15 protein-coding genes are annotated in these 18276 nt (G+C 57.2%); 8 read left to right on the top strand and 7 right to left on the bottom strand.

Annotated features, from left to right (window positions below; genetic code table 11):
• Position 1 precedes the first annotated feature (1 nt).
• On the bottom strand, positions 2 to 3316 hold the full coding sequence (gene carB / locus KO498_RS05825) for a carbamoyl-phosphate synthase large subunit (RefSeq protein ID WP_215958940.1): 3315 nt from the start codon (positions 3314 to 3316) through the stop codon (positions 2 to 4).
• Between the two features lie 209 nt (positions 3317 to 3525).
• Here carB and KO498_RS05830 point away from each other — a divergent pair, with 209 nt between their 5' ends.
• The gene (locus tag KO498_RS05830) at positions 3526 to 4611 is read left to right on the top strand and encodes a phosphatase PAP2 family protein (RefSeq protein WP_215958941.1); all 1086 of its coding nucleotides are present in this window, start codon (positions 3526 to 3528) and stop codon (positions 4609 to 4611) included.
• Here the strand turns inward: KO498_RS05830 and KO498_RS05835 are convergent.
• Positions 4594 to 5886 carry a glycosyltransferase family 87 protein gene (locus tag KO498_RS05835; protein WP_215958942.1) on the bottom strand — a complete coding sequence of 431 codons (1293 nt, stop codon included), beginning with the start codon at positions 5884 to 5886 and terminating at the stop codon, positions 4594 to 4596. The two genes, KO498_RS05830 and KO498_RS05835, sit on opposite strands and share 18 nt — an antisense overlap.
• A gap of 199 nt (positions 5887 to 6085) precedes the next feature.
• Between KO498_RS05835 and aspS the strand changes: the two genes are divergently transcribed.
• The 3 genes from aspS to KO498_RS05850 all read left to right on the top strand — a co-directional run bounded on the left by aspS (position 6086) and on the right by KO498_RS05850 (position 10675).
• Positions 6086 to 7936 (top strand): aspartate--tRNA ligase, encoded by a 1851-nt coding sequence (gene aspS, locus KO498_RS05840; protein ID WP_215958943.1) that lies wholly within the window; start codon positions 6086 to 6088, stop codon positions 7934 to 7936.
• Positions 7937 to 8030: 94 nt separating this feature from the next.
• Positions 8031 to 9425, top strand: a complete 1395-nt coding sequence (locus KO498_RS05845) for a DUF1800 domain-containing protein (protein WP_215958944.1) — start codon at positions 8031 to 8033, stop codon at positions 9423 to 9425.
• Between the two features lie 2 nt (positions 9426 to 9427).
• Entirely contained in the window at positions 9428 to 10675 is a 1248-nt protein-coding gene (locus KO498_RS05850) for a DUF1501 domain-containing protein (protein WP_215958945.1), read from the top strand.
• A 6-nt stretch (positions 10676 to 10681) separates the two neighbouring features.
• On the opposite strand, the gene KO498_RS05855 is transcribed toward KO498_RS05850, so the two are convergent.
• Together KO498_RS05855 and KO498_RS05860 are read right to left on the bottom strand one after the other, a co-directional pair.
• A complete protein-coding gene (locus KO498_RS05855) occupies positions 10682 to 10867 on the bottom strand; it encodes a Flp family type IVb pilin (protein WP_215958946.1) in 186 nt (61 codons plus the stop codon).
• A 109-nt stretch (positions 10868 to 10976) separates the two neighbouring features.
• The gene (locus KO498_RS05860; RefSeq protein ID WP_215958947.1) at positions 10977 to 11693 is read right to left on the bottom strand and encodes a response regulator; all 717 of its coding nucleotides are present in this window, start codon (positions 11691 to 11693) and stop codon (positions 10977 to 10979) included.
• A 152-nt stretch (positions 11694 to 11845) separates the two neighbouring features.
• Between KO498_RS05860 and mce the strand changes: the two genes are divergently transcribed.
• Both mce and KO498_RS05870 read left to right on the top strand, forming a co-directional pair.
• Positions 11846 to 12250: a methylmalonyl-CoA epimerase gene (mce, locus tag KO498_RS05865; RefSeq protein WP_215958948.1), complete on the top strand. Its 405-nt coding sequence runs from the start codon at positions 11846 to 11848 to the stop codon at positions 12248 to 12250.
• A 3-nt stretch (positions 12251 to 12253) separates the two neighbouring features.
• Positions 12254 to 12550, top strand: a complete 297-nt coding sequence (locus KO498_RS05870; RefSeq protein ID WP_215958949.1) for a DUF1467 family protein — start codon at positions 12254 to 12256, stop codon at positions 12548 to 12550.
• Here the strand turns inward: KO498_RS05870 and KO498_RS05875 are convergent.
• The gene (locus tag KO498_RS05875; RefSeq protein ID WP_215959417.1) at positions 12504 to 13205 is read right to left on the bottom strand and encodes an EI24 domain-containing protein; all 702 of its coding nucleotides are present in this window, start codon (positions 13203 to 13205) and stop codon (positions 12504 to 12506) included. The genes KO498_RS05870 and KO498_RS05875 overlap by 47 nt on opposite strands.
• Positions 13202 to 13774, bottom strand: a complete 573-nt coding sequence (locus KO498_RS05880) for a nitroreductase family protein (RefSeq protein ID WP_215958950.1) — start codon at positions 13772 to 13774, stop codon at positions 13202 to 13204. Before KO498_RS05880 ends, KO498_RS05875 begins: the two co-directional genes overlap by 4 nt.
• 510 nt (positions 13775 to 14284) lie before the next feature.
• On the opposite strand from KO498_RS05880, the gene KO498_RS05885 reads away from it, so the two are divergent.
• Positions 14285 to 15949, top strand: coding sequence for an ABC transporter substrate-binding protein (locus KO498_RS05885; protein WP_215958951.1), 1665 nt, complete (start codon positions 14285 to 14287; stop codon positions 15947 to 15949).
• Positions 15950 to 16076: 127 nt separating this feature from the next.
• Here KO498_RS05885 and serB read toward each other — a convergent pair whose 3' ends face one another.
• Positions 16077 to 16952 (bottom strand): phosphoserine phosphatase SerB, encoded by an 876-nt coding sequence (gene serB / locus KO498_RS05890; protein WP_215958952.1) that lies wholly within the window; start codon positions 16950 to 16952, stop codon positions 16077 to 16079.
• A gap of 158 nt (positions 16953 to 17110) precedes the next feature.
• Between serB and KO498_RS05895 the strand changes: the two genes are divergently transcribed.
• The gene (locus KO498_RS05895) at positions 17111 to 18250 is read left to right on the top strand and encodes a phosphoserine transaminase (RefSeq protein WP_215958953.1); all 1140 of its coding nucleotides are present in this window, start codon (positions 17111 to 17113) and stop codon (positions 18248 to 18250) included.
• The last annotated feature ends 26 nt before the right edge of the window (positions 18251 to 18276 follow it).

Here is an 18276-nt window from a genome sequence, read left to right on the forward strand (position 1 = left end):
TTTACCCCTGCAAGCTCGTCACCGCAAAGTCACCCTCTTTGCGGGCTTTCATGGCGAGAGCTGCGGAGTGCGCTCCTGCGGCAGTGGTGAAATACGGGATGCGATCATAGAGCGCGACCGATCGGATTTCACGGCTGTCTTCTACCGCGGCAGCACCTTCTGTGGTGTTCATCAACAGCTGAATGTCGCCGTCCTTGAGCATATCAACCACGTTTGGCCGCCCCTCGTAGACCTTTTTGACAACGCTACAGCTGATGCCGTGCTCTTCAAGGAAGCTCGCAGTGCCACCAGTCGCGGTGATGCTAAAGCCAAGATCAACCAAGATCTGCGCGGTCTCGACCAGCTGCTCCGTTTTGTCGCTGTCTTTGATCGAGAAGAACACGCGGCCTTTATGCGGCAGCTCGGTGCCCGCGCCCATTTGCGCCTTCAAAAACGCGAGCGGGAAGGAACGATCCCAGCCCATAACTTCCCCTGTCGAGCGCATTTCTGGCCCCAAGAGAGTGTCAACACCAGGGAAGCGCGCGAAAGGCAGCACCACTTCCTTGACGCTAAACCAAGGCATATTTGGGTTCGCCAAAGACATTTGATCAGTGTTTTTGATCGTGCCGGGCAGGGCATCAACAGGGTAGGGCGCGCGCTCGGGGAAGTTGCTCATCGGCTCACCAGCCATGAGGCGTGCCGCGATTGAAGCAATTGCGCTGTCAGTCGCCTTGGCCACAAACGGCACGGTGCGCGAGGCGCGCGGGTTCACTTCGATGAGGTAAATCACGTCGTTTTGCACCGCGAACTGCACGTTGCAGAGGCCTTTGACCTCCAGCGCCAGCGCGAGGGCAACTGTCTGCTCTTCGATCTCTTTGATGATGTCGGCGCTCAGCGAGTGCGGCGGTAGCGACGACGCAGAATCGCCTGAGTGCACGCCAGCCTCTTCGATGTGCTCCATCACCCCAGCAATATGCACGGTCTTGCCATCACTCAACGCGTCAACATCAAGCTCGATCGCACCTGCGAGGTAGCTGTCTAGCAGCACAGGGCTATCGCCTGAGACAACAACCGCCTCCGAGATGTAGCGCTCAAGCTGGGCCATATCGCGGACGATCTCCATCGCGCGTCCGCCAAGCACATATGAGGGCCGGATAACCAGCGGGAAGCCGATCTCTTCTGCAATCGCAAGGGCTTGCGCGTCGGTGCTGGCAATGCCGTTCTTGGGTTGCTTAAGGCCGAGCTGGTTGACCAGAGCCTGAAAGCGCTCGCGGTCTTCGGCGAGGTCAATCGCATCTGGCGTGGTGCCAAGGATGGGAATGCCCTCGTCTTGCAGCGCTTGCGCAATCTTCAGCGGCGTCTGTCCGCCGAACTGAACGATGACACCATGCAATGTGCCGTTTTCTTGCTCAACCCGCAGCACTTCCATGACGTGCTCAAATGTCAGCGGCTCGAAATACAAGCGGTCAGAGGTGTCGTAGTCTGTTGAAACTGTCTCGGGGTTGCAGTTGATCATGATGGTTTCATAGCCAACATCCGCCAGCGCGTAGCAGGCGTGACAGCAGCAGTAATCAAACTCGATGCCTTGGCCAATGCGGTTTGGCCCGCCGCCGAGGATCACAACTTTCTTGCGATCAGAAGGCCGCGCTTCACACTCGACATCGCCCATCATCGGCACTTCGTAGGTTGAATACATGTAAGGCGTCTGCGCTTCAAACTCGCCCGCGCAAGTGTCGATGCGTTTGAACACAGCGGTCACACCTTTTGCGTGGCGCGCCTTGCGAACATCGTTTTCCGAGAAGCCTGTCAGCGTGCCAAGGCGCGCGTCGGTGAAGCCAAGCATCTTGAGTTTACGCAGGCCTTGCTCATCCTGTGGCAAGCCTTCGGCGCGCACAACTTCCTCGGCTTCCACGATCTCGCGGATGCGGGCAAGGAACCACCGGTCAAACATCGTTGTTGCGTGAATGTCGTCATCGCTTAGGCCATGCCGCATCGCCTGCGCAATGGTGCGCATACGGTCTGGTGTTTGTTGGCTGATGGCTTTGATAACAGCGGCCTTGTCTGGTGCGCCTTCAATCTCGACTTCGTCAAAGCCTGTGAGGCCTGATTCCATGCTCGCCAGCGCCTTTTGCAAGCTCTCGTGGATGGTGCGGCCAATCGCCATGACTTCGCCAACCGACTTCATCGCTGTCGTCAGGTAAGGCTCCGAGCCGGGGAACTTCTCGAACGCAAACTTGGGGATCTTGGTGACAACATAGTCAATGCTCGGCTCAAAGCTCGCCGGCGTGACTTTGGTGATGTCGTTGTCAAGCTCGTCAAGCGTGTAGCCGACTGCGAGCTTCGCGGCGATCTTGGCAATCGGGAAGCCTGTCGCCTTGGAGGCCAAAGCCGACGAGCGCGACACCCGCGGGTTCATCTCGATGACAACCATACGCCCATCGGCAGGGTTGATCGCCCATTGCACGTTAGAGCCGCCGGTTTCCACGCCGATCTCGCGCAGCACAGCGATGCTGCCGTTGCGCATGATCTGGTACTCTTTGTCAGTCAGAGTCAGGGCAGGCGCGACGGTAATGCTGTCGCCGGTGTGAACTCCCATCGGGTCGATGTTTTCAATCGCGCAGATGATGATCGCGTTGTCGGCCTTGTCGCGGACGACTTCCATCTCGAACTCTTTCCAACCGAGCAGCGACTCATCAACCAGGATCTGGTTCACCGGTGATGCGTCCATGCCCGTGCGGCAGAAGTGCACATAATCTTCGCGGTTATACGCCACGCCGCCGCCGGTGCCGCCCATCGTAAAGGCAGGCCGGATGATCGCGGGTAGGCCGATCTCTTCAAGCGACTCGAGCGCAATTCTGACACCTTCATCAAGATCGCCCTCAGGCGCCGTCACAATTGTCGCTTTCGGGTTTTCAATGCCAAGGCGATCCATAGCCTCGCGGAACAGCTTGCGGTCTTCCGCCATCTCGATCGCATCGCGCGTAGCGCCGATCATCTCGACGTTGAACTTCTCAAGTACGCCCATCTCTTCAAGCGCCAGCGAGGTGTTGAGGCCAGTTTGCCCGCCCATCGTTGGCAACAGCGCGTCGGGGCGTTCTTTTTCGATAATCTTGGCAACAACTTCGGGCGTGATCGGCTCGATATATGTTGCGTCAGCAAGTTCGGGGTCGGTCATGATGGTGGCCGGGTTCGAGTTCACCAGAATAACGCGGTAACCCTCTTCTTTGAGCGCCTTACAGGCCTGCGCACCGGAGTAGTCAAACTCGCAAGCTTGGCCGATAATAATAGGCCCCGCTCCGATGATCATGATCGACTTGATATCATTTCTCTTCGGCATGGTGGCCCCCATCATTTCGCTGCAGAACGGCACACCGGCTGGCAATCTGGCAGGTGCGCGCAAACAGTCGTGGGTTATAGCTGTGGAGCAGGGAAGCGCAAGGGGCACTTACTTGATGTCTTCATAAAATGGCCACAAACCGAGCAAACTTAAGCCGAGAAACTCGGTCACTTTAAGGTAGAGCAGTAAACCGATAGAGGCGATTGAGCATGTCAGACTCAACATCAACCATAGCATTTGCGAAAAAGAATCAAGCTGTGGGGCAACGTTTGAGCCAGTGGTATCGAGATGTTTCTGCAAAAAATCTCTTTGGCTTGATCACGCTAGTCTATTTCAGTGCGGGTGCTTTGTTCCTGTTCGCTGTTGGTGGGAGCGTCTCTACGCTGTTTCAAATGAGCGTGCGCTCTTTGAGTAGTTTCATGGATCATGTGCAGTGGTATATGCCTGTGTGGCTGATCGTTCTGACTGTTGTTGTCGCGCTTGTGCTGACACGTATCCGGCGGCATCTGCAGCAAGTAAAATTCGAGTTACTCCTGTCGATCATGTGTGCAACAGTCTTTGTCGCTACCTTCGGCTTGGTTAAAAACCACCTGTCGATGATATCGCCTTTCTGGGCTGATTCTGCTTTTGTTGCGTTGGACAGAAGCTTGGGCCTGTCGGGGCCTTATAGCTTTCTGTCAGGGTTTTCGACCAACGGCATGTTGAGTGTTTACTTTAACTACTGGTTGCCGTTTGCGCTCTACTTTCCAGCACTGCTGTGTTTGGTCGACAAAAACGAGGAGCGCCGCAAAGCGTTCATTCTGCTCTGGGCCGCGTGCTGGCTTATCTTGGGTCATGCCTTTGCCCTTTCGTTTATGTCCGTGGGGCCGATCTTCCTTGAAAAGCTAGGGCACGCCGACGCGCCTCTCTACGCCGAACATTTTGCACATCTCTACAAGAGCAATGGCGAAAGTCTGATGTTTATGCGTGATCACCTTTGGAAGGCTTACGACGACGAGAACAGAATTATCAGCAGCGGCATTTCGGCCTTTCCGTCCGTGCATGTTGGTATGGCGACGGTTTGCGGGCTCTATCTGGCTGATCGCCTGAAGGAGTTCTCACAAAAGAGCGCAACCTTGCAGTGGCCTCTTTTGATAGCGGCCTTTGCTTTGCCCATTGGCATTGTGGCGCTCTATCAGATGCTCTCGGTTCAGCTCGGCTGGCACTACGCGGTCGACGGGGTGTTTTCGGTGGTGTTCATGCTGGGCTTGTTCTGGTTCTTGCGCAACAAGCTCGGCCTATTTGCGGTAGTGTAACGGCACCTCGGGTTCAAAGCGCACCGCACGCAGAACCGTTGCGACCAGCACTATGAGTAGTCCAAGATAGCATAGAACGCCTATTAGGCTTGTGACATACAAGGCGCTGCTGAGACTGACGTAAACGACGTAAGCTGGGGAACACTGCAGCAGCAAAATCGTGATGATCAGCACCCATGCGCTCCGCCTTGAGACGAGGTGAAACAACGTCGGCATCAGCAAAAGCGGCAGCAGGAAAGAGTGACTCCACGAGACGGGCCCAAACAGCGCTGTCGCCAGCGAAAAGCCAAGCAGCAACACAGGCACGGCCGTTCCCGGCACAAGACGTGGGCGCATCAGGATAAGCGAGGCAAGCGCCATGAGTTTTACCAAGGCCATCAGGCTGCTCAACCAGAACGGCTCGGGGTGTGTGACGGTTTGCATCGCCTCCCAGAACACTTCCTTGCCCTGCAAAAGGCTGGCGATCTGAAAGATGATCATCTCCGGTGAGTTGTTGACGCTTTGCAATATGACCAGCTTGTTGATCTTGCTCAGCAGCGCCAGAAACTCGAGGTGCATCGGCCAGCCAGCAATGGCGATGCTGCTTAGTCCAAGTACGCCGCCGACAACAACAAAGCCGCCCAAAGCGCGCCAGTTTCGATCCAGCAGGAAGATCAGCGCCAATAATACTGGTGAGAGCTTGAGCGCCGCCGCGACAGCCAGAATGCCACCAGCAAGGATGAAAAACCCCGAGCGGTAGCGCTCAAACGCCAGTGCAACAAGGAAGATCGTGGTGATCTGTGGCTGGTTATAAACAATCGCGTGGTGCGCGGGCGTGCTGGTGAACAACACCAGAAACCCCAAGAAAACCCAAGTTTGAAAGCTCATTTTCGGCGGCCGCACGATGCGCCATGTGAGGCCGACAGTTGCCGCGAGCATCAGGCAATGCAGCACCAAGACCGCCTTGCTAAACACGGGCTGAGACACAAGCTGCGTGATCGGGGCTATCACCCAAGCCCAGATCGGCGGGTAGATATACGGCACAGTCGGGTGGCCGACGAGGCCGAGTTCGGCTTTGATGCCTTCAACAACAGCAGGGCCGGGGCCGGGGCCCAAAAAGTCGGGTTGAATGGCAAATATCGCCTCTGGCATGCCCTTTGCGGCGGCAACGCCGGCAACGTAAACCGCCGTCAGATCAACCGAAGGCGTTTGCCAATAAGTCGCAACAAGAACGATTATCCAAGCCAATGCGACAAGCGGATATAGATAACGCTGGAGTGTTGGTGACACGTTCATACTGCCCTGCTTTTTTCCTGCTCTATGGCACGGGGCTCGGCTTTGTTGTAGCCTTCGGGGCTGTTGAACGCCAAAATCTTGGCTCTGTTGAGTCTTTAAGGCCACATGAAACACCACATGGCTTGACTTTCCCGCCCTCAACATGTGTACCGGCGCAAAGCTAAACAGCAGCTCTAAAGCCCCTTTGAAGGATAGCACCATGCACGCCTACCGCAGCCAAACTTGCGCAGAATTGACCAAAGCCAACGTTGGCGAAACCGTTCGCCTTTCCGGTTGGGTCAATCGTATCCGCGATCACGGCGGCATCCTGTTCATTGATTTGCGCGACACCCACGGCATCACGCAGGTGTTGTGTGACCCCGACAGCGCCGCTTTTGCCGAGGTCGAGAAAGTGCGCAGCGAGTTCTGCATTCGCATTGATGGCGAAGTGAAGGCCCGCGACGCTGATCTGGTAAACCCGAAGCTGCCCACTGGCGAAATTGAGGTGTTCATCCGCGAGATCGAAGTGCTCGGCGCCGCTGAAGAGCTGCCGCTTATGGTGTTTGGCGAGCAGGAATACCCTGAAGAAACCCGCCTGCGCTATCGCTACCTCGACTTGCGCCGCGAGAAGATGCAGAAAAACATGCACCTGCGTTCTGATCTGGTGGCCTCCATCCGCAAGCGCATGTGGGAGAAAGACTTCCGCGAGTATCAAACGCCGATCATCACCGCCTCCAGCCCGGAAGGCGCGCGCGACTTCCTCGTGCCGTCACGTCTGCACCCCGGTAAGTTTTACGCCCTGCCGCAGGCACCGCAGCAGTTCAAACAGCTGATCATGGTTTCCGGCTTTGACAAATACTTCCAGATCGCGCCGTGCTTTCGCGACGAAGACCCGCGCGCCGACCGCTCACCAACCGACTTCTACCAGCTCGACCTTGAGATGAGCTTTGTCACCCAGCAAGACGTGTTCGACACCATCCAACCCGTCATGCAAGGCGTGTTTGAAGAGTTCGGCGGCGGCAAAAAAGTTGACACCGTCTGGGAGCAGATCTCCTACAAGGACGCCGCCAAGTGGTATGGCTCTGATAAGCCCGACCTGCGCAATCCGATCAAGATGCAAGACTGCTCCGAGCACTTCCGCGGCTCGGGCTTTGCGATCTTTGCCAAACTCTTGGAGCAAGAAGGCACCGAAGTGCGCGCCATCCCTGCGCCAACCGGCGGCAGCCGCAAGTTCTGCGACCGCATGAATGCCTTTGCGCAAAAAGAAGGCCTGCCTGGCATGGGCTACATCTTCTGGCGTGACAAAACCGCTGACTCAGTGGCGCAAGAACTCGGCATCACCGTCAAAGAAGCGCAAGCCAAGATGAAAGCCGGCGAAGTTGAAGGCGGCATGGAAGCTGCTGGCCCGCTCGCCAAGAACATCGGCCCCGAGCGCACCGAGGCGATCCGCCAGCAGCTCGGCCTTGGTGTCGGCGACGCGGCCTTCTTCCTTGGCGGCAAACCCAAAGCCTTTGAAGCCGTCGCCGGACGCGCGCGCAACGAGATAGGCAACGAGCTTGGCCTGACCGACACCAACCGCTTCGCCTTCTGCTGGATCGTTGACTTCCCGATCTACGAGCAAGACGAAGAAACAGGCAAGATCGACTTTGAACACAACCCGTTCTCAATGCCACAAGGCGGCATGGAAGCGCTTGAGGGCAATCCACTCGAAGTGCTCGGCTACCAATATGACCTTGCTTGCAACGGCTACGAGCTCGTTTCCGGCGCGATCCGTAACCACAAGCCGGAGATCATGTTCAAAGCCTTCGAAATCGCTGGCTACGGCAAAGATGAAGTCGAAAAGCGCTTTGGTGGTATGGTCAACGCCTTCCAATACGGCGCCCCGCCCCACGGCGGTTGCGCGGCAGGCATCGACCGCATGGTGATGCTGCTGGCAGATGAGCAAAACATCCGCGAAGTCATCATGTTCCCGATGAACCAGCGCGCCGAAGACTTGATGATGAACGCGCCAAACGAGCCGCTTTCAGAGCAACTGATGGAGCTTAACCTGCGCGTCATCCCGCAGGACTAAAGCACAGTTTCGCCGATCAAAACCGCACGCGTGTCGAAAGGCTCGCGTGCGGTTTCGTTTGTGCTAAACTCCTCTGAGAAACCGGAGCAACCCCGTGAGTTTTGATCGCACCCTCGCCGAAATCCGCTTTGGCACCGGCCTGTCACCGCGCCTGCGTGGGCCGCGCAACATTGACGATATGTTGCGACGATTGCGTGGGGAAGACAAAGCCGCAAAGCGCTACAAAATCGAACCATATGAAGACTTTGCAGAGCGTTTGGCGCGGATGTCAGAGCAGTTGCGTCTCCGGCGTGAAAACCGCGGAAAGCCCGAGGGCAAAGAAGCCGAAAAGCAAATCGCTGTCGAGAAGCGGCGCGCCCGCAAAGCCCAGCACCGCTGGCTCTGGCAGACATTGCGGCGGCGTGCACACACCCAAGACGGGCTGCGCGAGCGGCTGTCGTTTTTCTGGGCCGATCACTTCACCGCGCGTGGCAAAGTCAACATCATGAAGCGGGCCAGCGCGCCCTATGTCGAAAGCGCGATCCGACCGCATGTTAACGGCAATTTCGCTGATATGCTCAAAGCGGTATTGGCGCAGCCCGTAATGCTGCAATATCTTGATCAGAAGTACTCGATGGGCCCGGACAGCCGCGTGGGCCTTTTGCCTGCAAGCCGCAAAAAAGGCCGCGGGTTGAACGAAAACCTTGCGCGAGAATTACTTGAACTGCACACACTTGGCGTTGATGGCAACTATAGCCAGACAGATGTATTCGAACTCGCCGAGCTGCTCACGGGGCTGACCTATACGCCGCAGGGCAGCTTTCAGTTTCGGGGCGACTATGCACAACCGGGAGCCGAACATGTTCTCGGTGTTGACTACGGCGGCGGTGACGCCACGCTTGCTGATGTGCATGCTGTGCTTGAGCGGCTCGCGCTTCACCCTGACACCGCGCGGCATCTGGCAACAAAACTGGCGGTGCATTTTGTGTCCGACGCGCCCGATCCAATGCTGATCGCGCATCTTGAAGCGCGGTATAACAGCAGCGGCGGTAACCTAGGCGCCATGACCGAAGCGCTGCTGGAACACCCTGCCGCGTGGTCGCCGGAGCCGGGCAATGTGAAGCAACCGATCGATTTCGTCGGCTCGGCCTTGCGTGCGCTCAATGTCTCGAACGAGGCGATCAACGTCAACGACTGGAAGCGCATTCGCGAGCTTGTCGCGGTGCCGTTGCGTCTCATGGGGCAGACCTGGGAAGAGCCTGTCGGGCCTGACGGCTGGCCCGAAGATGACAGCGCGTGGATCACACCTCAGCGCTTTGCGGCGCGTGTCGGCTGGGCAATGAGCGCTCCGACGATATTCTCTCCGAGCCTGCCTGACCCGCGCGAGTTTGTTGTTGGTGCGCTCGGAACACGGGCGAGCGACGAGGTGCTGTTTGCCGCGCGTGCCGCCGAAGACCGTGCAACAGGTGTGGGGCTGGTTCTGGCCTCGCCCGCGTTTCAAAGGATGTAACGATGGCCAAGCTCACCCTTTCGCGCCGCAGTTTTCTGCATGGTCTCGGTTGTTCGGTTGCCGCAAGCCCGTTTCTGACGCCCGTAACCTTTGCCAGTGGCAACTGGGACAATCGCCTTGTTGTGATCATTCTGCGGGGCGGCATGGACGGGCTCGACGTTGTACGCCCCTATGGCGACAGCGGTTTTTCCAGCCTGCGAGGCCGTGCAGCGCAGGCTGAAATGGGTGGAAAAGACAGTCCGCAAGACCTCGACGGTTTCTTTGCTCTGCACCCCGCTCTTTCAGGCTTGATGCCGCTTTGGCAGGCGGGTGAGCTTGGTTTTGCGCATGCGGTTTCGACACCCTACCGCGACAAGCGTTCGCATTTTGACGGGCAGGATTTGCTTGAGGCCGGCAGCGCTGCGGTAAGCGGAATTGCCCGTGACGGCTGGCTCAACCGGCTGTTGCAAAGCTATGCCGGAACCACGAGCGAGACGGCTTATGCCGTGGGCCGCGGCGATATGCTGCTGATGAAGGGCGCGGCAGAGGTTGCCAATTGGTCCCCCGACGCGGGGCTTTACGGGCTAAGCGAACAGGGCGCTCGGTTGGCTGAACACGTCATGCAAAGTGACCCGCTGTTTGCAGAGGCATTTGCCGAGGCGACAGTGCTGTCTGACGAAACCGACGGTGCCGAAGGTATCGGCATGAGCGGCGAGAGCGCAGATGAAGCGATGGGCATGATGTCAACCAACGCTGCGAAAGCAGGCAAGGGCGGGGGCCACAAGCAGATCGCACAATTTGCCGCTGGAAAGCTGCGTCAGGACAGCCGCATTGCCGCGTTTTCTCTCAACGGGTGGGACACGCACGCCAAACAAGACCGCGCCTTGTTGCGCCCGCTCAACCGGTTGGGTGACGTGGTGAGCACCCTCAAAAACGAGCTCGGAACTGAAGTCTGGGGCAAGACTGCGGTGGTTGCGATGACAGAGTTTGGCCGCACAGCAAAGCTCAACGGCAACGGCGGTTCCGACCACGGAACTGGCGGTTTGATGGTGATGTCAGGCGGTGCCTTGCGCGGCAAACGTGTTTGGACAGACTGGCCGGGGCTCGACGAGGCCAGTCTCTATCAGCGGCGTGATCTGATGCCGACCCGCGATGTGCGGGCCTACTCAGGCTGGCTTATGCGTGAGCTATTCGGCTTTGATAAGCGCCTGCTCGAAACAACGATCTTCCCCGGCCTTGAGCTGGGAAATGATCCGGGGTTACTTGCCTAGTCAAGGTTAACCCGTGAAAGGCTCAAACTCTTCAAGATATTCACCTGTGTTGTCTGTCAGGTCGATAGCACCAGTTTGAACTGCGCCAAAAACGGCGGCACAAAGTGACAGCACGCCAGCAACCAGAACAACCCAGTCAACTGTAACAGCGCCTTTTTCTTCGCTTACGAATCTCTGAAAAAACGTTTCCATATTCTTCCTCCTTGCAGACTCTAGCCTGCTTTCTGAAGGTCTGTATCGCCAGAGAATGTGGCGCTTTGTGGCCGCTGCTGGGGTGATTGCGTGTTGGCGACTGCACCGGTCATATCGCGATCGGCCGTTCCAGACGCTCTTGTATCATCCCCGCAAGTTTGGCGATGCTTTGGGCGGTGGGCTTGTCGCCTGTATGGGCGCGGGCAAGCTCTTCTCCGGCAGCGGCGAGGGCGTGATCATGGGCACTCTTGGCAACGCCCGTCACAAATTGTGCCAGATACCCAAGAGCAACAGGCTCGTGGCCATCGCTGATCAGGTTGGCGACATGTGTCAGATCATCGTTGAACGAGAGCGGATCAGGGCGCACGGTTTCATTCACAACAACGCGTGGTCCGCTGGGGCAACGCTCCTTGGGCAAATGCGCCAGAACGGTTTGCTGAAATGTGCCAATGCTATCAATCGGCTTGGCCATAAAGCTATGTGCTCCAGCTTCTAGTGCTTTGGTTTCAAGCTGGTCTTCACCCGAAATGCCGATGATAACATCAATCTTGGGCGTGGCCTGTGCCAGTTCTTTGATCAAGTCGAGCCCCGAGCCGTCAGGCAGGCCCAAGTCGATCATGATCACCGACGGGCGATAAACCTGCAAATGCCGTCTTGCCGAGGCGATGCAATCTGCCCGCCTGATGCGGGCCCCCGAGCGTAGACACAACAAGCGCATGGCCTCGCAGGCATAGCGGCTGTCTTCAACAACAAGCACTGTTAGCCCCAAGAGAGGGCGCGCGGCAGTCGGGTTGGTTTGTAATGTCAGTTCGGTGAAGTCGTCCATGTAGGCAGCTCCTTTTGGCAGAATTAGCAGATATTCAGAAAACTTTACGCATCCAGCCCTAACGAGAGGTTAACCAAGAGGGTGCGACCTCAAGTATTCTTGCGGGCGGCGCTTTGACGGGCCATAAGCGGGAAAACCAATTGGAGAAAACCATGATCGGTCGCCTGAACCACGTTGCAATCGCTGTTCCAGATCTTGATGCAGCCATCGCTCAATATGCCGGCACCCTTGGCGCTGATGTCGGCGCACCGCAGGATGAGCCTGACCACGGGGTCACCGTTGTGTTCATCGAACTGCCGAACACCAAGATCGAGCTGCTCTATCCTTTGGGCGAGGGCAGCCCTATTCAGGGATTTCTCGACAAGAACCCCGCAGGCGGCATCCACCACATCTGCTATGAAGTCGACGACATCCTCGTCGCGCGTGACAAACTCAAGGCCGATGGCGCGCGCGTTTTGGGCACGGGTGAGCCAAAGATCGGCGCACATGGCAAACCGGTGCTGTTCCTGCACCCCAAAGACTTTAACGGTTGCCTCGTTGAGCTAGAGCAGGTCTGAGCCATGGGTATTACATCAGCCATCGTGCTTTATGCGGTTTTGTGGTTCGTGACGTTCCTGATGATCATTCCCATCCGGCTCAAAACGCAAGGCGATGTTGGCGAGATCGAGCCGGGCACGCAGGCTGGCGCACCAGTCGAGCACAACCTCAAGCCCAAGGCGATCATCACCTCGCTTATCGCGGCGACGCTCTGGGCGGTGATCTTCTACATCGTGACCAGCGGCACAATCACAGTGCGTGATCTAGACTGGTTCAACCGGATGGACCCTGCCGCTGAAGCTGGTGAAACAGGTGCGTAAACGTTGCCGCGCCTAGGATCGGCACAAACAGGTTGACCAACGGGATGCTGAGTGGTGCGGCCATCAGGATGCCCGCGAACCAGATAGTAATGAAATGTTTGCGGCGCAGCTGCACAGCCCCTGCGCGGCCAAGACGGCGCATGGCGGCGAGGGTGAAATATTCACGCCCGAGCAAAAAGCCGTTCAGCCCCCAGAAAATGAACAGCGCGAACGGTGCGAACATCGCATATAGGATCAGCGCAAGAATGTTGGCCCCGATCAGTATGCCCAGAAAGTTGAGCGTATCGCGCAGCGAGTCACCGAAACTGGCGCGGGGGATTGGCGGCAACTCGGGATAGTGCACATCTTCTACGGCCTTGGCGACGTCATCAAGAAACATCGAGGTGATCGTCGAAGCAACCGGCACCATCAGGAAGATCGACAACACCATCATAAAAATGAATGACGCCCCTGAGAGCAAGTCATTCAGCCAGGTGACTTCGCCGATCAGGGGGATGTAGGCCTCAGGGCCAACCATCGCTTCGATGACCCACAATAGAGCTGCATAGGCTCCGACAAGCAGCGCTAAAGTGAGCGCAACACCGAGCGCAAGCACCTTCAGAAAGCGCGCATCACCAAGCTGGCTGATGGCAGCAAAGAAAGACGTAAAGATCATACCCATGTTGTTTTCGCTTTCACGTCTGGGCGCGGTCGCTCGGGCGCTGGAGCGGTTTCTGTGGCGATATGAATAAAACCTGCGATGCTCTCATGTGCAGCCAGCCCCAAGGCACCTTCAACAAAGCCGCGGTCGTGGCTTGGCGCGCCCGACAACCAGTTCGCGCCCCAGCCCGAGGCCAAGGCCGCATTCACAAGCGACAGGCAGACCGCTCCAGCAGAATATACCTGCTCGATTTCGGGCACCTTTTCGGAAGGAACGGGAGAAACAACAACCGCAACAGCGCAAGTGCCCATGTCAAACTGGGCGCGGGCTTTGGCGGTTTTCTCAGCGTCTTCTCCAGCATTCGCGGAGGCCTGCTCGGCGGCATCTGCAAGTTTCGGCATAGCTGCGCCCTCAATGACAACAAAGCGCCACGGCTCCAGTTTGCCGTGGTCAGGCACGCGCGCGGCAATTTCAAGCAGGGCTTCAAGCTCGGCGCGGCTTGGGCCGGGGGCTTGCAGCGTTTTGGCTGGCCGCGAACGGCGGGTTTTTAGAAACTCTAAGGCTGCGTCGTTGCGTGGTGGCATGTATTTCTCCGGGCTCCGGGGGCTGGTCAGGTTGGTGCTCTCCTTGATGTCGGGTGAACAGGGGCAAACGTCAAGCCGTTTGGACAAGTGATTCTCCACAGGCTGAGCGGTTTCAGGGGCGAAAACGGATTGTTGCGACGGTCAATAGACGGGCAATAGGAGGTGTGATGCAGGTAGAGGGGCGCGTGCACCAAAAGGGCGCACACTCACAACCTAATGGCGATCACACGGAGTGATGCTGCAGTTGAGGGCTGAAAGCGGCGCTTAAGTGGTTTATAACGACATTTTGATCGCGCTTCGGCCTTGATGTGAAAGCCGAAGAACAGTTTGAAAACACAAGCAATACACCGCCTTACATCGGCTGAGAGGGTGGTCTCCTCTGGCAGACGGGCTTGCCGGATCGGAAAACCGCGCTTAGGGTCATAGATGACTGTCTACGGACGAGCCGTAGATACCGCCTGTAATGGCGGCAAATGAAACGAAGGGCGACAACGCCTATGGGAGATACACATGAAGTTTTTCACACGCACCGGTAAACCGATGTCAAAGGTCATCACTGATCAGGCAGCAACGGTTGGCACCGACGAAGTGAGCCGCCGCGAGTTCATCGCTATGGCGAGCACCTTCGGGGCGACTGCCGCGACAGCCTACGGAATGCTTGGCATGGCCGCTCCGGCAATGGCTGACGAAGCGAAAATGAAGATGGGCGGCACTGTGCGCATGGAGCAAGAAGTGCGCGCCCTGAAAGATCCGCGCACCTATGACTGGTCACAAATTGCCAACTTTTCGCGTGGCTGGCTTGAGTATCTCGTAAAGTGGAACAACGATGGCTCGTTTTCACCTGTCCTGCTCGAAAGCTGGGACGTGAACGATGATGCGACAGTTTATACTCTGCATGTTCGCAAAGGTGTAAAGTGGAACAATGGTGACGACTTTACCGCCGAAGATGTTGCGCGCAACATTGCTGGCTGGTGTGAAAAATCCGTTGAAGGCAACTCTATGGCTGGTCGCATGGCTGTGCTGATCGACGAAGCTTCAGGCAAAGCTGCTGAGGGCGCGATCGAAGTTGTCGACAGTCACACTGTTAAACTGAACTTGCCTGCGCCTGATATTTCACTTGTTGCTGGCATGGCCGACTACCCAGCGGCGATCGTACACAGCACCTTTAGTGTCGACGAAATGCTGTCAAACCCGATCGGCACCGGCCCTTACTTGCCTGAAAGCCTTGAAGTTGGCGTAAAAGGTGTGCTCGTCAAAAATGACGATCACTGGTGGAACAAAGGCAACGGCGCTTGGGCAGACCGTTTCGAGTTCATCGACTACGGCACAGACCCGTCAGCATGGGTTGCCGCGGCCGAAGCCGACGAAGTTGATATGCTCTACTCTGTCGATGGCGATTTCATCGACATCATGGGCACGATGGACGGCTGGATGCAGCACGAAGTTGTTACCTCTGCGACAATCGTTATCCGGCCAAACCAGCTTGCCGAAGTTGACGGCCAGCAGCCCTATGCCAACAAAAAGTTCCGTCAGGCGATCTCGATGGCTGTCGACAACAACGTGTTGCTCGAGCTTGGCTATGAAAGCCGCGGCGTTGTGGCGGCTAACCACCACGTTGGGCCGTCACACCCTGAGTATGTTGATGTTGGCATGCCAAAATTTGACCCGGCAGCAGCAAAAGCCCTGCTTGACGAGTCGGGCATGGCGGATTTTGAGCTCGAGATCCTCTCGATCGACGATGCTTGGCGCAAGAACACGACAGACGCCGTTGCAGCCCAGCTGCGCGACGCGGGCTTCAACGTGAAGCGCACGGTTCTTCCGGGTTCGACGTTCTGGAATGACTGGACAAAATATCCGTTCAGCTCAACCAACTGGAACCCGCGCCCGCTTGGCGTTCAGATCTGGGCACTTGCCTATCGCTCGGGTGAAGCGTGGAACGAGTTTGGCTATGCCAACGAAGAGTTTGATGCTCTGCTGACAGAGGCGCTTGCGACCCCTGATGTGGAAAAGCGCAAAATGCTGATGGTGAAAGGCGAGAAGATGTTGCAGGATGACGCTGTGACGATCCAGCCATACTGGCGTTCGCTCTTCAACCACACCAAAGAAGGCTTGGCAGGCGGCGAACACCACATCGCGTTTGAATATGATCCCGCGAGAATCGGTTGGAAAGCGTAAGGCTCTCAACCTGGTAAAACACGAAACGGGGCTGCATCACGCGGCCCCGTTTTCGTTTGTTCACCAAGCTTGTCCAAAAGGAATGCGCAAGCGCATACAGGTTTCTGATTGGCGCTTGTGGCTTGGCTTAGCTCATAAACTCGGAGCGCGCATAACCCTGCACAAATAGCAGCGCCGTCAAGTCACCGTGGTTGATCCTGATGTTGCACTCCGCTGCCACGCTTGGCTTGGCATGAAGCGCGACACCGCTGCCCGCAAGCGTCAACATTCCGAGGTCGTTCGCGCCGTCGCCAACTGCAAGCACATCTCGCGCCGTTATGCCGAGTTTGGCGGTGATCTCTTCTAGCGCCTGCACCTTGGCCTCGCGCCCGAGTATCGGCATTCCGACCTCTCCAGTGAGCTTGCCAGATGCAACAACAAGCGTATTCGCGCGGTTTTCATCAAACCCGAGTGTACCCGCGACATGGCCTGTAAACGCCGTGAACCCGCCCGACACCAGCGCCGCATAGGCACCGTTGGCTTTCATCGTCGTCAGTAACTCACGCGCGCCGGGCATGAGGCTGATACGCTCTGCCAGCACCTTACCAATGATGCTCTCGGGCAAGCCTTTCAGCAGCGCCACGCGCTCCTTGAGCGCTCCGTCAAAATCAAGCTCACCATTCATTGCTTTGGCGGTGATATCTTTCACATAGGCCCCGACACCAGCCTCCTCAGCCAGCTCGTCGATGCACTCTTGTTCAATCATGGTGCTGTCCATATCCGCGAGTAACATGCGCTTGCGCCGCCCCTCGGAAGGTTGCACCACCAAGTCAACACCAGCGCTTTGCAAATCGGCCCAAACTTCCCACTGGTTGTCAGGCATTTCTGCCATCTCGAACTCCGCCGCCTCGCCAAGAGCAAGCCAATGCGCCTCGCCTCCGCCCCATGCGTTGCGCAGGTTTTCGACCAGTGCCGCCTCAAGCGAAGGGTCTTTCGGAGGGGTTAACAACGTAGCAGTGAACATGAGGGAAGTTTCCGATCGTAGTCATTTCTGTCGCAAATTATGGCTTATGCGGCGTGATAGCGCCATTTCTACGGTTGTGAAAGCCCGTCGCGCAGTTTAGCCACGCAACTGGGACACCCTTCCCCAACGAAGGGCATTTATCTGTAAGGATAGCATTGATGGCTACTCAACAACCGGCATCGCGGCCGGCAAACCCGCGTTTCTCTTCTGGCCCTTGCGCCAAAATCCCCACATTTGAACTCGCAAAGCTTGCTGATGCGCCCTTGGGCCGCTCGCACCGCGCAGCTACTGGTAAAGCCAAGCTGAAAGCGGCGATCGAAGAAACGCGCGAGCTGCTCGGCGTTCCAGCTGATTACAAGATCGGCATTGTTCCCGCCTCCGACACCGGTGCTATGGAAATGGCAATGTGGAACCTGCTCGGTGAGCGCCCTGTGACCATGACCGCATGGGAAAGCTTCGGCGCTGGCTGGGTGACTGACGTTGTGAAACAACTCAAGCTCGACGCCAAGGTGCTAACAGCTGACTATGGCCAGATCGTTGACATGGCAGCACTCGATTACAACCGCGACGTTGTGTTCACATGGAATGGCACGACATCCGGTGTGCGCATGCCAAACGGTGACGCGATACCAGCGCGCCGCGAAGGCCTGACTATCTGCGATGCGACATCAGCCGCCTTCGCGATGGACTTGCCTTGGGACAAGCTCGATGTGACGACATTCTCTTGGCAGAAAGTGCTCGGCGGCGAGGCAGCGCATGGCATGATCATCCTCAGCCCCCGCGCTGTTGCACGCCTAGAGAGCTATGCGCCTGCATGGCCCCTCCCGAAAATCTTCCGCCTCACCAAAGGCGGCAAGCTGATCGACGGCATCTTTGAGGGTGCGACGATTAACACACCGTCAATGCTGGCGGTGGAAGATTACCTCGTAGCACTTGACTGGGCGCGCTCGGTTGGCGGGCTTAAGGGCCTTATCAAACGCGCTGACGCCAACGCTGGCGCGATCTGGGATTTCTGCGAGCAGCATGACTGGATCGAAAACCTCGCGGATGATCCAGCCACGCGCTCGAACACATCGGTTTGCCTTAAGTTCAATGATGCACGCATCACTGACGGCGCTGCTTTCGCGAAAGCGGTTGCAAAGCGTCTCGAAACTGAAGGCGTCGCTTTGGACGTTGGCGCATACCGCGATGCACCCGCAGGCCTTCGGGTTTGGTGCGGTGGCACGGTAGAAACAGCCGATATAGCTGCGATGCTGCCTTGGCTCGCATGGGCTTTTGAAGCCGAAATCAACGCATAAGCGCGCCCAAATTTTCCCAAATTTTC

This window comes from Lentibacter algarum (genome assembly GCF_018860975.1).
Taxonomy (GTDB): domain Bacteria; phylum Pseudomonadota; class Alphaproteobacteria; order Rhodobacterales; family Rhodobacteraceae; genus Lentibacter; species Lentibacter algarum_A.